Origin of the sequence: Pseudomonas sp. KK18 (assembly GCF_037094675.1) — a bacterium.
GTDB lineage: Bacteria > Pseudomonadota > Gammaproteobacteria > Pseudomonadales > Pseudomonadaceae > Aquipseudomonas.
Genome location: NZ_CP146605.1, coordinates 6773644 through 6788021, shown reverse-complemented (window position 1 = coordinate 6788021; position 14378 = coordinate 6773644). Strand labels below are relative to the sequence as shown.

Below are 14378 nucleotides of genomic sequence, written 5' to 3'. Positions count from 1 at the left end.
CGTCAGATCAGACCGAACAGTTCTTTGGGCATGAACGCGTAGAAAGCCAGGCGTGGAATCACCCAGCTTTGCAGCAGCTGAATCGCGATAAACGCGAAGATCGGCGAGATATCCAGGCCACCCAGGTTAGGTACCAGGCGACGGAACGGTGCCAGCACCGGCTCAGTGATCTGTGCCACCAGTTCGGCACCCGGGCTGCGGCTGCCCGGAGCGACCCAGGACAGGATCACGCTGATGATCATCGACCAGAAAATGATCTTCAGGAACAGCGAGAAGATCCCGATCAAGGCCCACGGCAGCAACAGCAGCGTGGTGGCTTGGTAGCCGTTGAGCAACAGGATGACCGCGAACAGCAGGATCTGCAGCAGCAGCGCCAGCACCAGCGAGGACATGTCCAGGCCGAACAGGCTCGGGATCACCCGGCGCAGAGGCTTGAGCAGCGGTTGCGTGGCCTTCACCACGAACTGGCACAGCGGGTTGTAGAAGTTCGCCCGCACCAGTTGCAGGATAAAACGCATCAGCACGATCAGCAGGTACAGGCTGCCCAGGGTCTGGATGATGAAAATGGCAGCGTCATTGATTCCGAGCATGTTTGATTCCTATGTGGGGGACGACTATTTGCCCAGCTGCTCGGCCATTTCGGCCGAACGATGTGCTGCGGCACCCAGTGCTTTTTCCACCAGGGCTTCAAAGCCCGCGGCCTGGAATGATTCGATTGCCGCCTGGGTCGTGCCGCCCGGCGAGGTCACGCGACGGCGCAACTCGGCCGCGTCGACATCGCTGGTCACGGCCATCTGCGCGGCGCCCAGTGCGGTCTGCTCGGCCAGTTGCTCGGCGACTTCCTGCGGCAGGCCGAGTTTCACGCCAGCGGCGGTCATGGCCTCGATCAGCAGGAAGAAATACGCCGGGCCACTGCCGGAGACGGCGGTGACGGCGTCCAGTTGCTGCTCTTGTTCCAGCCACACGGCGAGACCTACGGCGGACAACAGCTCTTGTGCCTGGTCGCGCTGTTGGGCAGTGACTTCGGATGTGGCGTACAAGCCGCTCACACCTTTGCGCAGTAGCGCCGGGGTGTTGGGCATGCAGCGCACAATCGGCTGGGCGCCGAGCCAGTTGTTCATGCTGGCACAGGTGATGCCGGCGGCGATGGACACCACCAGTTGATGGGGCTTGAGGCTAGGCCGCAGGCTTTCGCACACGGCTTTCATGGCTTGTGGCTTGACCGCCAGCACTACCACGTCCACGCCTTCAATCGCTTCTGCGTTGTCGGCGAAGGTGTCGATGCCGTGCTCGGCGCTGACGCGGGAGCGCGTGTCGGCGCCCGGGTCGCTGGCGCGAATCTGTTGTGCTTCCAGGCCCTTGGCCCGCAGGCCGCCGATCAGGCTGGCCGCCATGTTGCCGGCGCCGATAAAGGCAATACGCGTGTTGCTCATGACAGGTCCTTACTCAGATGGAAGTCAGCCATTCAAGGCTGGCCATAGTCGCGGGCACCAAACAGGGCGGTACCGATCCGCACCCAGGTGGCCCCTTGGGCGATGGCCGACTCAAGGTCATGGCTCATGCCCATGGAAAGTGTGTCGAGCCCCAGGTCGAGGCTCGCTTGCAGGTCGCGCACGGTGGCGAAGGCTGCGTCTTGCTCTGCACGGTCGTCGGTCGGCTCGGGGATCGCCATCAGGCCGCGCAGCTTCAGGCGCGGCAGGGCGCTGATGGCTTCGGCCAGGGCGGGCAGGTCGGCGGGTGTACAGCCGGACTTGCTGGCTTCGCCACTGACGTTGACCTGGATGCAGATATTCAGCGGCGGCAGGTCAGACGGGCGTTGTTCGGACAAGCGTTGTGCGATTTTCAGGCGGTCCACGGAATGCACCCAGGCGAAGTTCTCGGCGATCGCACGAGTCTTGTTCGATTGAATGGGGCCGATGAAGTGCCAACTCAAGGGCAGGTCGGTTAATTCGGCCTGTTTGCCCAAGGCTTCCTGCAGATAGTTCTCGCCAAAGTCACGCATCCCGGCGGCATAGGCTTCGCGCACGGCCTGTGCGGGTTTGGTCTTGCTCACGGCCAGCAGGTGCACGCTGCCTGCGTCGCGCTGCGCGGCCTCGGCGGCTGCCCGGATCCGCTCGGAAACCAGGCCGATGTTGTCTGCTATGGTCGACATTCAAGTTGCGCCCGTGGATATGGAGTCCGCGGCATTCTACTGGAAATGGAAAGCCCTATGGATATCACTGAACTGCTGGCCGCCGGCGTACGCCTGCGGGCCTCCGACCTGCATCTGTCGGCGGGGTTGGCGCCGATGCTGCGAGTGGATGGCGAGGTCTGGCCACTCGATTGGCCTGTACTTGCGCCGGTGCAAGTGGCGGCGTTGCTCAGCCCTTTGCTGAACAATCACCAGCAAAAGGATTTCGAAACATCTCTTGAAACGGATTTTGCCTTCGAGTTGCCCGAGGTGGCGCGGTTTCGGGTGAATGTGTTCCAGCAGCACCGGGGCATGGGCGCGGTGTTTCGTACCATCCCCTCAACGGTGCAGAGCCTGGAACACCTGGGGTTGGGTGAGGTGTTCCGGCGCATCGCAGACTTGCCCCGGGGGCTGGTGCTGGTCACCGGGCCGACCGGTTCCGGCAAGTCCACGACCCTGGCAGCGATGATCGACTACCTCAACACCCATCGTCGCCAGCACATCCTCACCCTTGAAGACCCTATCGAATTTATCCATCAGCCGAAAAGCGCCCTGATCAACCAGCGGCAGGTGCATCGCGACACCCACAGCTTCTCGGCCGCCCTGCGTTCGGCATTGCGGGAGGACCCGGATGTAATCCTGGTGGGCGAGTTACGCGATCTGGAAACCATTCGGCTCGCGCTGACGGCGGCGGAAACCGGGCATCTGGTGTTCGGCACGCTGCACACCACGTCGGCGGCTAAAACCGTGGACCGGGTGGTGGATGTTTTTCCGGCGGGGGAAAAGGCCATGGTCCGCTCGATGCTCTCGGAGTCATTGCAGGCGGTGGTCTCTCAGGTGCTGGTGAAGAAGGTCGGCGGCGGGCGGGTGGCGGCTCACGAAATCATGCTCGGCACGCCGGCGATTCGTAACCTGATCCGCGAGGACAAGGTGGCGCAGATGTATTCTGCGATCCAGACGGGTGGGGCGCTGGGGATGACGACGCTGGACATGAGTTTGAAGGCGTTGGTCAGCCAGGGGCTGATCAGCCGGGAACATGCCCGGGAGAAGGCGAGGGTGCCTGGGGATATTTAAGGTCGCGTGGGCGATGAAAAACTAATGTGGGAGCGGGCTTGCTCGCGAATGCGGTGTATCAGTCAAGCATGTATCGACTGACACTCCGCATTCGCGAGCAAGCCCGCTCCCACACAAGCCCGCTCTCACATCAGCCTGATATCAGCGCTGCACAATCCGCAGGTTGTTCTGTTCTTTAGGCAGGACACGCTTGGCAATCACGTAGTTCTTGTCCCAGAACGGCTTCTTCAGCGTATCGATGCTCACGGACTTGCCACGACGCGGTGCGTGGATGAAACGGTCGTTGCCCAGGTAGATGGCAACGTGGTTCACCTGGCGGCTCTTCAGTTTGAAGAACAGCAGGTCACCCGGTTTCAAATCCTTGCGCTCAACCTTCAGCCCGTGGCCGGCGGCCATGGCGTTGGAAGTGCGCGGCAAATCCACGGCTTTTACGTCGTTAAACGCATATTTCACCAAGCCGCTGCAGTCGAACCCTTTACTTGGGCTGCTGCCGCCCCAACGATAAGGAGTACCGAGCACGTTGACGGCACGGCTGAGGACGTTGCTGCTTTGCTTGGTGTTGACGGCCATCAGCCCTGGCGCCGCATTACCGTGGGCCTTGCTCAGTTGAGTCGGGCGCTTCACGGTCAGCTTTACCGATTTGGCGGAGCTGGTGGTGGCGTGAACTTTAGGGGTGAAACCGTTAACGTTGGGAAGTCGTTGCTCACGATTGGTGGCGTGGGCGGCCAGTGGCATTAATAGGCAAATGGTTAGCCATGTCTTGAAAAATGGTCGCATTAGGCGTGGCTCTTTTTGGTTTGCGCGCAACTTTATAACAGCTTTTTGTGTCGTGCTAAGGCCGTTTGTCGACTGAACCCTGGGGTCAAATTCAGGAAAACCGTGACGAATTGCCGCGATTGTCCTACACAAGTCAGGCGGTATAAGGCTTTGAGGGAAGCGAAGATACCATTTGCCGCATGTCGGGCGCCCGTAAAAAAGTCACAAAGAAACCAGAAATATTTATCTATCGAGGCTAAAGAGGTACTCCATGAACACCTATCGACAGGATGTTTCGCAACAAGACACCCACAGCAAGGTGATCGGCTACCTGCTTTGGATTTTCGGTTTTACCGGTGCTCACCGCTTTTATTACGGCAAGCCGGTGACCGGGACGATCTGGTTTTTCACCTTCGGTTTGTTCGGGATTGGCTGGTTGATCGACTTGTTCCTGATTCCGGCAATGGACCGCGAAGCGGACCTGCGATTTACCGCCGGGCCGATCGAGTACAACGTGGCCTGGATTCTGTTGGCGTTCCTGGGTGTGTTCGGTTTGCACCGCATGTATCAGGGCAAATGGATCAGCGGGATCATTTACCTGCTGACCGGGGGCTTGTTCCTGATCGGGGTGCTGTATGACTTCTGGACGCTGAATACGCAGATTTCGATCCGCAATGCCGAGCGCAACGGCGGCCGATAAGATTTGTGAAGATCCAAATGTGGGAGCGGGCTTGCTCGCGAATGCGATGTGTCAGTCGACATCTCTATTGACTGACCCAGCGCTTTCGCGAGCAAGCCCGCTCCCACATTTACCGTGCCCACTCCGGATTGGATTCAAGCCTGGTAGCTGATCCGCCCATCCACCAGCGTGTAACGCACAGTCGCCGGCAGGCTATGGCCGATGAATGGGCAGTTTTCACCCTTGGACAGCCAGTGTTCCCCGGCAATCGTGGAGCTGGCCGGATCAAACAGCACCAGGTCCGCCGCCGAGCCCACCGCCAGCTTGCCCGCCGGCAGGCGCAGCGCCTCGGCAGGGCCCGCACTGAGACGCGCCAGCAGGGTCGGCAGGTCCAGCAAACCATCTTCCACCAACGTCATTGCCAGCGGCAGCAACAGCTCGACGCTGCTGATGCCTGGCTCCGTCGCGCCGAACGGCGCCAGCTTGGCATCCCGCTCGTGGGGTTGGTGATGGCTGGAAATCGCCGAAACCACCCCGGACTTCACCGCCGCCCGCAAACCGTCACGGTCAGCGCGGGTACGCAGTGGCGGCTGCACGTGATACAGGCTGGAGAAGTCGATCAGCGCCTCATCCGTCAGAATCAGCTGATACAGCGCCACATCCGCCGTCACCGGCAATCCGCGGGCTTGGGCCTGAGCGATCAGGGCCACGCCGCGAGCGCTGGTCAGCTGGCTGAAGTGCGCGCGTACGCCGCTTTGTTCCACCAGCAGCAGGTCGCGGGCCAGGGCCACGGTCTCGGCGGTTTCCGGGATGCCCGGCAGGCCGAGGAAGCTCGCGGTGGCGCCTTCGTGGGCCAGGCCGCCTTCGGCCAGGTCACGGTCCTGGGAGTGGAAAATCACGGTCAGGTCGAAAGTCGCCGCATATTCCAGCGCACGGCACAGGGTGCGGGTGCTGCGAAAGCTCTCCAGGCCGTTGCCGAAGGCCACGCAGCCAGCATCGCGCAGGGCGATCAGCTCGGCCAGTTGTTCGCCGTCCAGGCCTTTGCTCAGGGCACCGATGGGGAACACTTTGCAGTTGCCGGCTTCGCGGGCGCGGTCGAGGATCAGTTCGGTCACCGCCGAGGTGTCCAGCACCGGTTTGGTGTGGGGCGGGCAGCACAGGCTGGTCACGCCACCGGCAGCGGCGGCGCGGGTTTCGCTGGTGATGTTGCCCTTGCGGCTGTAGCCCGGCTCACGCAGGGCGACGTTCAGGTCAACCAGGCCGGGCGCGGCGATCAGGCCTTTGGCGTCGATAGTTTCGCTGGCGCTGAAGCCTGCGGGTGCGGCGCCGATGGCAATGATCTTGCCGGCTTCCAGGTGCAGATCGGTGACTTGATCCAGGCCGCTGGCCGGATCGATGACTCGGGCGCCGAGAATGCTGAGCTTCACTGGGCGTTCTCCTGCTCGAATTGACGTTGCGCGGTTTGCCCGCTCATGGCCATGGACAACACCGCCATGCGGATGGCGATGCCGTACGTGACCTGGTTGAGAATCACCGACTGCGCGCCATCGGCCACCGCCGACTCAATCTCCACGCCACGGTTGATTGGCCCCGGGTGCATCACGATGGCGTCCGGCTTGGCGCCGGCCAGGCGTGCGGTGGTCAGGCCGAACAGGCGATAGAACTCGCCTTCGCTCGGCAGCAGGCCGCCCGCCATACGCTCGCGCTGCAGGCGCAGCATGATCACCACGTCCACATCCTTGAGGCCCTCGGCCATGTCGGTGTAGACCTTCACGCCGTACTGCTCGATGCCGATCGGCAGCAGGGTCTTGGGGGCGATCACGCGGATGTCCGGGCAACCCAGGGTTTTCAGGGCCAGCATGTTCGAGCGCGCAACCCGCGAGTGCAGGATGTCGCCGACAATGGCCACCGAGAGGTTTTCAAAGCTGCCCTTGTGCCGCCGGATGGTCAGCATGTCGAGCATGCCCTGGGTCGGGTGGGCGTGACGGCCGTCGCCGCCGTTGATGATCGCCACATTCGGGCACACGTGCTCGGCGATGAAGTGCGCAGCACCGGAATCGCCGTGGCGCACCACGAACATGTCGGCCGCCATGGCTTCCAGGTTGCGCAGGGTGTCGAGCAGGGTTTCGCCCTTGCTCGCCGACGAGGTGGACACGTTCAGCGTGATCACGTCAGCCGACAGGCGTTGGGCCGCCAGTTCAAAGGTGGTGCGGGTGCGGGTCGAGTTCTCGAAGAACACGTTGCAGATGGTCTTGCCGCGCAGCAACGGGACTTTCTTCACCGCCCGGCCGCCGACTTCGAGAAACGAGTCGGCCGTGTCGAGGATTTCGGTGAGCAGTTCGCGGGGCAAGCCGTCGAGGGACAGGAAGTGTTGCAGCTGGCCCTGAGCATTGAGCTGCAGCGGGCGCTTGGCATCTAGAGGCGTCATCGCGGGGACTCTTTACAAGGCGGTTTAAAGGGCAAGGTCTTGCAGTTCGAGTTCGAGCGGCGTGGGACCGGACAATTTTACCCGCTGGTGGGCTTCCAGGGACAGGGTGGCGCCGACCACGTCCGGGCTGATCGGCAATTCGCCGGCGTCCAGGTCCAGCAAACAGACCAGGGTCACGCTGGCCGGGCGGCCGTAGTCGAACAGTTCGTTCATCGCGGCGCGGATGGTGCGACCGCTCATCAGTACGTCATCGATCAGCACCAGGTGCTGGCCTTCGATCTCGAAGGGCAGGGCCGAGGGGCGCACTTGCGGGTGCAGGCCGTTCTGGCTGAAGTCGTCACGGTAGAAAGACACGTCCAGGGTGCCCAGGGGCGAGTCGCTGCCCAGTTCTTCCAGCAGCGCCTGGGCCACCCACACGCCACCGGTGCGGATGCCGATAAAGCGCGGCTCGCTGATGGCACGGTGTTCCAGGTGCGCCTTGAGGCGGATCGCCATCTGGCTGATCAGGTCGGCGGGATTGGGCAGGCTCATGGGTGCTCCTTCTAGGCCTCGCGCAGGCAAGGTCCGGGCTCAAACGTAAGAAGACGCGGCAAGCCGCGTCAGTCAGGATTCAAATAAAGCGGTGTTTTCATCCAGCCAGCCCTGCAACAGCAGGGCCGCGGCGATGGCATCCACCGGGTTGTCGCGGTAACTGCCTTTCTGCCCGCCACGGTCACGGCGCTCGCCCTTGGCTTCGAACGTGGTCAGGCGTTCGTCGTGGGTATAGAAGGGCAGGTTGTAGCGGCCGTTCAGGCGGCGGGCGAACTTTTCGGCCCGCAGGCACATCTCGCTCGGGGTGCCGTCCATGTTCAGCGGCAGGCCGACCACCACGGCGTCGGGCTTCCACTCCTTGATCAGGGCTTCGACCTGGTTCCAGTCCGGCACGCCGTTCTGGGCCTTCAGGGTGCACAGCTCGCGGGCCTGGCCGGTAATCACCTGGCCGACGGCGACGCCGATCTGTTTGGTGCCGTAGTCGAAACCGAGGATCAGACGCAAGGCCATCAGGCGTGCCCCGCCTGGCTGGTCAGCAGGCTGAGGTTGATCCGCAGCTTGGCGGCGGCCGCTTCCAGGCGCAGTTCGCTGGGGGTGTTGAACAGGATGTCGGCATCGAACGGGCAGGTCAGCCAGGCATTGCTCGCCAGCTCCGCCTCCAGTTGCCCGGCTTCCCAGCCGGCGTAGCCGAGGGTGATCACACTTTGATCAGGCCCCACGCCGTCGGCAATCGCGAACAGGACGTCCTGGGACGTGGACAGGGACAACCCTTCAAGGTCCACGGTCGCCTGGAATTTCGGCCCGGTGGGGTGCAGCACAAAACCCCGGTCCGTCTGCACCGGCCCGCCGATGTAGATCGGTACGTGCTGGCAGCTGGCGGGTGGGTCGATGTCCGGGCGCAGTTGCTCGAGGATATCGGCCAGGTTCAGGTCTTGCGGGCGGTTGACCACCAACCCCATCGCACCATTGGCGGTGTGCTCGACGATGTAGGTCAAGGTTTGCGCAAAGTTCGGGTCGGCCATATGGGGCATGGCGATCAGGAATTGGTGCTTGAGGTAGGTCGGGCTGACATTTTTCATGTCCGCTAGTGTGGCGTTGGAGGGGCGAACTGACAAGCTGAGGATGCGCAGGAAATCACCGCCAGCATCAATTGCTCGACAGCCGATCACCCTTGGCAAAGCGCCAGGTGCGAATGATTTCCAGGCGGTCGATGTCGTTCAGGTCTCCGGTAAACGGCGCAAAAGGCGCCGCCAGGCGCACGATGCGTTGCGCTGCCTGGTCCAGCAGCGGTTGGCCGGAGGACTCCAGCACCTGCACCTCGTACAAGGTGCCGTCGCGGTTGATCGACACCAGCAGTCGCAAATTGCCGTAGATCTGCTGGCGACGGGCTTCGTCCGGGTAGTTCAGGTTGCCGATGCGCTCAACCTTCTTGCGCCACTCGTCCTTATACCAGGCGCCTTTGTCGCGCATGGTGGAGGCGGCGTTGAGGCGGTAGATCCGCGGGCGCTTGGCGTACAGCTGTTGTTCGTGGGCCAGTTCGGCTTCCAGGCTGGAGATCTCACTGGAGAGTTGCGAGCTGTCAAAAGTCGGGGCAGGCGGGGCCGGCGTGGGTTCGGTCTTGGCCTTTTCGCGCTGGGTCGGGGCTTTTTGCGGCTTGGGCGCCACGGTGGTGACCGCCGCCTTGGGTGCGGCCTGTTTCACCTCCGGCTTGGGCGCCGGCGGTGGCGTGACCTTATTGACCTTGTTGTCCTGGAATGGCGCGACTTCAGTGGTCTTGGGCACGGCCTTCTTGTCGAGGGTGCCGCTGCCTTGCTGATTGTCCTGGGCGAGAAAGTCGGCCTTTTCGGGCTTCTTTTCGCTTTTGAACGTGGCGAGGGTGATTTCCAGGGTCTTTGTGATCTGCTTGGGTTCGGCAAAGGTGAAACCCAGGCCGAGGATCAACGCCAGGTGAATCAACGCCGCCAGAAACAGGGTAAATCCGAGCCGATCAGCCGGGCGCACGCCGCTGTGGGAGAGTTCGGGGGGCAGATCGGACGGGAGCGTCATGACAAGAAAACCAACATCGCGCGTTTCACAGGTGGCGCATGATAACGCAATGTTGGTTTGTGTCCGGCTGTTCTATGTCACTTGGCTTGTAGCTTGGCGGCAATCGCAGCCATCAGCATTTCGCCGATGTTCGTGCCAAATGCGTTGTCGATCTCGCGAATACAGGTCGGGCTGGTGACGTTGATTTCGGTGAGGTTCTCGCCGATTACGTCCAGGCCTACGAACAGCAGGCCTTTTTCGCGCAGGGTCGGGCCGACTTGGGCTGCAATCCAGCGATCCTTGTCCGTCAGCGGGCGGGCTTCACCCCGGCCACCGGCGGCCAGGTTGCCGCGGGTCTCGCCGGCGGCCGGAATGCGCGCCAGGCAGTAAGGCACCGGCTCGCCGTCGATCATCAGGATGCGCTTGTCGCCGTCCTTGATCGCCGGAATGTAGGCCTGGCCCATGATCTGCTGGGTGCCCAGCGCAGTCAGGGTCTCCAGGATCACCGACAGGTTCGGGTCGCCGGCGCGGTGGCGGAAGATCGAGGTACCGCCCATGCCGTCCAGCGGCTTGAGGATCACATCGCCGTGCTTGGCGGCGAATTCACGCAGCACATCGGCGCGGCGGCTGACCACGGTCGGCGGCGTGCACTGCGGGAACAGCGTGGCGAACAGCTTTTCATTGCAGTCGCGCAGGCTCTGGGGCTTGTTGACGATCAGCACGCCCGCGCGCTCGGCCTGCTCCAGCAGGTAGGTGGAGTAGACGAACTCCATGTCGAACGGCGGATCCTTGCGCATCAGGATCACGTCGAGGTCGCTCAGGGGGCTGTCGATTTCGTCTTGCAGCTCGAACCACTTCTCGGGGTTGGCAAACACCTGCAGGGGACGCATCCGCGCCCGCGCTTCACCGTCGCCCTGGTAAAGGTCCGGCTGCTCCATATAGAACAGGCTCCAGCCGCGGGCCTGGGCGGCCAGCAGCATGGCCAGCGAGCTGTCCTTTTTATAGGAAATGCTGGCGATAGGGTCCATGACAATGCCGACGCGAACGCTCATGGGGGATTTCCTCTAGCAAATAAGGGCGCATAAAAGTGGCGTCAGAGTGGCGCTGCGGCTGTTGTGGGTCAAGGAAAAACCACCACGCGGGTCGGCCGATAGATTGCGTTCTGAGACTGTGCTAAAAAGGCTGCCATGGCACATCAGCCCTTGAATTCCGAGGCTTTTGGCGCTCGTCCTGTGCAACATCAGGCAGTACACACCGAAAACCTATTCGCTGTGGCGATGGTAGAGCAGATATGGAACAGCATTCCAACGCCTTGAAAGTGATGGTGATCGACGATTCGAAAACGATTCGCCGCACGGCCGAAACACTGTTGAAGAACGTAGGGTGCGATGTCATCACGGCCATCGACGGTTTCGATGCCCTGGCCAAGATTGTTGACCATCATCCACACATTATCTTTGTCGACATCATGATGCCGCGCCTGGATGGCTATCAGACCTGCGCGCTGGTGAAGAACAACCCGGCGTTCAAGTCGATCCCGGTAATCATGCTGTCCTCCAAGGATGGTCTGTTCGACAAGGCCAAGGGGCGCATCGTCGGCTCTGATCAGTTTTTGACCAAGCCTTTCAGCAAGGAAGAACTGCTGAGCGCGATCAAGGCCTATGTACCGGGCTTCGCCGCAGTAGAACAAGCACACTGACGGGGGCCCCACGAGGGCTTGCGTCTACTAGATAAGTGGGGAAAACCATGGCACGTGTTCTGATCGTCGACGATTCGCCGACTGAAATGTACAAACTGACCGAAATGCTCGAAAAGCACGGTCACACCGTCCTCAAGGCCCAGAACGGCGGCGATGGCGTTGCGCTGGCCCGTCAGGAAAAGCCGGATGCGGTGCTGATGGATATCGTGATGCCGGGCCTCAATGGCTTCCAGGCCACTCGTCAGTTGACCAAGGATGCCGAGACCAGCCACATCCCGGTGATCATCATCACCACCAAGGATCAGGAAACCGACAAGATCTGGGGCGAGCGCCAGGGCGCCAAGGATTACCTGACCAAGCCGGTAGACGAAGAAACCCTGATCGCCACCCTGAACAAGGTGCTGGCCGGCTGACGGCACGTTCCCATGACCGAGTCGCAAACCGCCTTCGAGCTGCTGCTGGACATCGACCGCCGCTGCCGCTTGCTGGCTGCCGACCTGCCGTCCCAGGAAACCCGGCTGCTCAGCTGGAGTGGGATCGGGTTTCGCCTGGGCGAACACTGGTACGTGGCGCCCATGGGCGAGGTCGCGGAAGTGCTGCACGAACCGCGCTGTACCTTGATGCCCGGGGTCAAGCCGTGGATCAAGGGCGTGGCCAACCTGCGGGGGCGCTTGCTGCCGGTGATGGACCTGGGCGGTTTCCTTGGCCTTGAGCTGTCGGTGGCGCGCAAACAACGGCGGGTGCTGGTGGTGGAGTATCAGGACGTGTTTGTCGGCCTGTTGGTGGACGAGGTGGTGGGCATGCAGCATTTCGCACAAGACGCGTTGTCGACGAGCACCGCAGGCGGCGCGCCGTTTATCCAGGGCCAGTTCGACGGCGACCAGCTGTGGCAGGTCTTCAGCCCCTTCGCCCTGGCCCAGGCTCCAGGTTTCATGGATGTCGCCGCATGAGTACCGTCACCCCGGTCAAACCCCAGGAAGCCTCCCGCAGCCGCTCGCAGATCATCGTGCTGTTTATCGCGCTGATCGTGTTCATCATGCTGCTGTTCGCCAACTTCGCGTACCTCAACACCCAGTCCACCTACGACAAACAGTACATCGGCCACGCCGGCGAGCTGCGGGTGCTGTCCCAGCGCATCGCCAAGAACGCCACCGAGGCTGCCGCCGGCAAGGCGGCGGCGTTCAAGCTGCTGGGGGATGCGCGCAACGATTTTGCCCAGCGCTGGGGTTACCTGAAAAAAGGCGACCCGGCCACCGGCCTGCCCGCTGCACCCACCGCCGTGCGTGCCGAAATGCGCGCCGTGCAGACCGACTGGGAAGCGCTGCTGAAAAACGCCGATGCGATTCTGGCCAGCGAGCAAACGGTGCTGTCGCTGCATCAAGTGGCCGCGACCCTGGCGGAAACCGTTCCGCAGTTGCAGATGGAGTCGGAAAAGGTTGTCGATATTCTGCTGCAACGCGGCGCACCGGCCAGCCAGGTAGCGTTGGCTCAGCGCCAGTCATTGCTGGCCGAACGCATCCTGGGGGCGGTGAACACCGTGCTGGCGGGGGACGAGACTGCCGTGCAGGCCGCCGATGCCTTTGGCCGCGATGCCAACCGTTTCGGCGTGGTGCTCAGTGGCATGCTCAACGGCAATCCCGGGCTGCGCATCACCCAGGTTGAAGACCACGACGCCCGCGCCCGGTTGGCGGAGATTTCCGAGCTGTTCGAATTCGTCTCCGGTTCCGTGGACGAAATCCTCGAGACCTCGCCGCAGCTGTTCCAGGTGCGCGCCTCGGCGAGCAATATCTTCAACCTGTCGCAAACCCTGCTGGACGAAGCCTCGCACCTGGCCACCGGCTTTGAAAACCTCGCGGACGGGCGCACTTTCGACACCATCGGCGGCTACGTGCTGGGCTTGCTGGCGCTGGCCTCGATCATCCTGATCGGCCTGGTGATGGTCCGCGAGACCAACCGCCAGTTGCGGGAAACCGCCGAGAAGAACGAGCGCAACCAGAACGCGATCATGCGCCTGCTGGATGAGATTGAAGACTTGGCCGACGGCGACCTGACCGTCACCGCCTCGGTCACCGAAGACTTCACCGGCACCATTGCCGACTCCATCAACTATTCCGTGGACCAACTGCGCGACCTGGTGGCCACCATCAACCTCACTGCCGGCCAGGTGGCCGGTGCGGTGCAGGACACCCAGGCCACCGCCATGCACCTGGCCCAAGCGTCGGAGCATCAGGCACAGCAGATTGCCGAAGCGTCCACGGCGATCAACCAGATGGCCCAGTCCATCGACCAGGTGTCGGCCAACGCCGCCGAATCTTCGGCAGTGGCCGAGCGTTCGGTAGAGATTGCCAACAAGGGCAACGAGGTGGTGCACAACACCATCCACGGCATGGACAACATTCGCGAACAGATCCAGGACACCGCCAAGCGCATCAAGCGCCTGGGGGAATCGTCCCAGGAAATTGGCGACATCGTCAGCCTGATCGATGACATCGCCGAGCAGACCAACATCCTCGCGCTCAACGCCGCGATCCAGGCGAGCATGGCCGGTGATGCCGGGCGTGGTTTTGCGGTGGTGGCCGATGAGGTACAGCGCCTGGCTGAGCGTTCTTCGGCGGCGACCCGGCAGATCGAAACCCTGGTGCGGGCGATCCAGACGGATACCAACGAAGCCGTGATTTCCATGGAGCAGACCACCACCGAAGTGGTGCGCGGTGCGCGGCTGGCCCAGGACGCCGGGGTTGCGCTGGAAGAGATCGAAGGCGTGTCGAAAACCCTGGCGGCGCTGATCCAGAGTATCTCCAACGCGGCGCAGCAGCAGACGTCGTCGGCAGGGCAGATTTCCCTGACGATGAACGTGATCCAGCAGATCACCACTCAGACTTCGTCGGGCTCTACGGCCACTGCCGAGAGCATCGGCAACCTGGCAAAAATGGCCAGTCAGTTGCGGCGGTCGGTGTCGGGGTTCACCTTGCCGGCGGCGAAGCGGGTGGATGAATGAAATGCGCCCTCGAAAACA

17 protein-coding genes are annotated in these 14378 nt (G+C 62.3%); 6 read left to right on the top strand and 11 right to left on the bottom strand.

The window, feature by feature from the left end; genetic code table 11:
- Positions 1-2 precede the first annotated feature (2 nt).
- The 3 genes from V6607_RS30920 to V6607_RS30910 are packed head-to-tail and all read right to left on the bottom strand — an operon-like array spanning position 3 to position 2152.
- A complete protein-coding gene (locus V6607_RS30920) occupies positions 3-590 on the bottom strand; it encodes a YggT family protein (RefSeq protein ID WP_003213764.1) in 588 nt (195 codons plus the stop codon).
- Positions 591-614: 24 nt separating this feature from the next.
- Positions 615-1433, bottom strand: coding sequence for a pyrroline-5-carboxylate reductase (proC, locus tag V6607_RS30915; protein ID WP_134327466.1), 819 nt, complete (start codon positions 1431-1433; stop codon positions 615-617).
- A gap of 32 nt (positions 1434-1465) precedes the next feature.
- A complete protein-coding gene (locus V6607_RS30910) occupies positions 1466-2152 on the bottom strand; it encodes a YggS family pyridoxal phosphate-dependent enzyme (RefSeq protein WP_134327465.1) in 687 nt (228 codons plus the stop codon).
- Between the two features lie 57 nt (positions 2153-2209).
- Between V6607_RS30910 and V6607_RS30905 the strand changes: the two genes are divergently transcribed.
- Positions 2210-3244, top strand: a complete 1035-nt coding sequence (locus V6607_RS30905) for a type IV pilus twitching motility protein PilT (protein ID WP_134327464.1) — start codon at positions 2210-2212, stop codon at positions 3242-3244.
- Positions 3245-3385: 141 nt separating this feature from the next.
- Here V6607_RS30905 and V6607_RS30900 read toward each other — a convergent pair whose 3' ends face one another.
- Entirely contained in the window at positions 3386-4021 is a 636-nt protein-coding gene (locus V6607_RS30900) for a C40 family peptidase (protein ID WP_023659314.1), read from the bottom strand.
- 250 nt (positions 4022-4271) lie between these two features.
- On the opposite strand from V6607_RS30900, the gene V6607_RS30895 reads away from it, so the two are divergent.
- Entirely contained in the window at positions 4272-4700 is a 429-nt protein-coding gene (locus tag V6607_RS30895) for a TM2 domain-containing protein (RefSeq protein ID WP_003213752.1), read from the top strand.
- A gap of 134 nt (positions 4701-4834) precedes the next feature.
- Here V6607_RS30895 and V6607_RS30890 read toward each other — a convergent pair whose 3' ends face one another.
- The 7 genes from V6607_RS30890 to gshB form a co-directional block, all read right to left on the bottom strand.
- Positions 4835-6106, bottom strand: a complete 1272-nt coding sequence (locus V6607_RS30890; protein ID WP_003213750.1) for a dihydroorotase — start codon at positions 6104-6106, stop codon at positions 4835-4837.
- Positions 6103-7107, bottom strand: a complete 1005-nt coding sequence (locus V6607_RS30885) for an aspartate carbamoyltransferase catalytic subunit (RefSeq protein ID WP_003213748.1) — start codon at positions 7105-7107, stop codon at positions 6103-6105. Before V6607_RS30885 ends, V6607_RS30890 begins: the two co-directional genes overlap by 4 nt.
- Positions 7108-7131: 24 nt before the next feature.
- Positions 7132-7638 carry a bifunctional pyr operon transcriptional regulator/uracil phosphoribosyltransferase PyrR gene (gene pyrR, locus V6607_RS30880; protein ID WP_003213746.1) on the bottom strand — a complete coding sequence of 169 codons (507 nt, stop codon included), beginning with the start codon at positions 7636-7638 and terminating at the stop codon, positions 7132-7134.
- A 72-nt stretch (positions 7639-7710) separates the two neighbouring features.
- Positions 7711-8148 carry a Holliday junction resolvase RuvX gene (gene ruvX, locus V6607_RS30875; RefSeq protein WP_003213744.1) on the bottom strand — a complete coding sequence of 146 codons (438 nt, stop codon included), beginning with the start codon at positions 8146-8148 and terminating at the stop codon, positions 7711-7713.
- Positions 8148-8717, bottom strand: a complete 570-nt coding sequence (locus V6607_RS30870) for a YqgE/AlgH family protein (RefSeq protein WP_003213742.1) — start codon at positions 8715-8717, stop codon at positions 8148-8150. Before V6607_RS30870 ends, ruvX begins: the two co-directional genes overlap by 1 nt.
- Positions 8718-8784: 67 nt before the next feature.
- Positions 8785-9684: an energy transducer TonB gene (locus V6607_RS30865; RefSeq protein ID WP_003213740.1), complete on the bottom strand. Its 900-nt coding sequence runs from the start codon at positions 9682-9684 to the stop codon at positions 8785-8787.
- 77 nt (positions 9685-9761) lie between these two features.
- Positions 9762-10715, bottom strand: a complete 954-nt coding sequence (gshB, locus tag V6607_RS30860) for a glutathione synthase (RefSeq protein ID WP_003213738.1) — start codon at positions 10713-10715, stop codon at positions 9762-9764.
- A gap of 239 nt (positions 10716-10954) precedes the next feature.
- On the opposite strand from gshB, the gene pilG reads away from it, so the two are divergent.
- From pilG to V6607_RS30840, 4 genes are read left to right on the top strand one after another with little or no spacing between them, the layout of a single operon-like run.
- Complete coding sequence (gene pilG / locus V6607_RS30855) at positions 10955-11362, top strand: twitching motility response regulator PilG (RefSeq protein WP_003213736.1); 408 nt, start codon at positions 10955-10957, stop codon at positions 11360-11362.
- A gap of 47 nt (positions 11363-11409) precedes the next feature.
- Positions 11410-11775, top strand: a complete 366-nt coding sequence (gene pilH / locus V6607_RS30850; RefSeq protein ID WP_003213734.1) for a twitching motility response regulator PilH — start codon at positions 11410-11412, stop codon at positions 11773-11775.
- A gap of 12 nt (positions 11776-11787) precedes the next feature.
- Entirely contained in the window at positions 11788-12312 is a 525-nt protein-coding gene (locus tag V6607_RS30845; RefSeq protein WP_003213731.1) for a chemotaxis protein CheW, read from the top strand.
- Positions 12309-14360, top strand: a complete 2052-nt coding sequence (locus V6607_RS30840; protein WP_008434142.1) for a methyl-accepting chemotaxis protein — start codon at positions 12309-12311, stop codon at positions 14358-14360. The genes V6607_RS30845 and V6607_RS30840 overlap by 4 nt, the downstream gene beginning before the upstream one ends.
- The last annotated feature ends 18 nt before the right edge of the window (positions 14361-14378 follow it).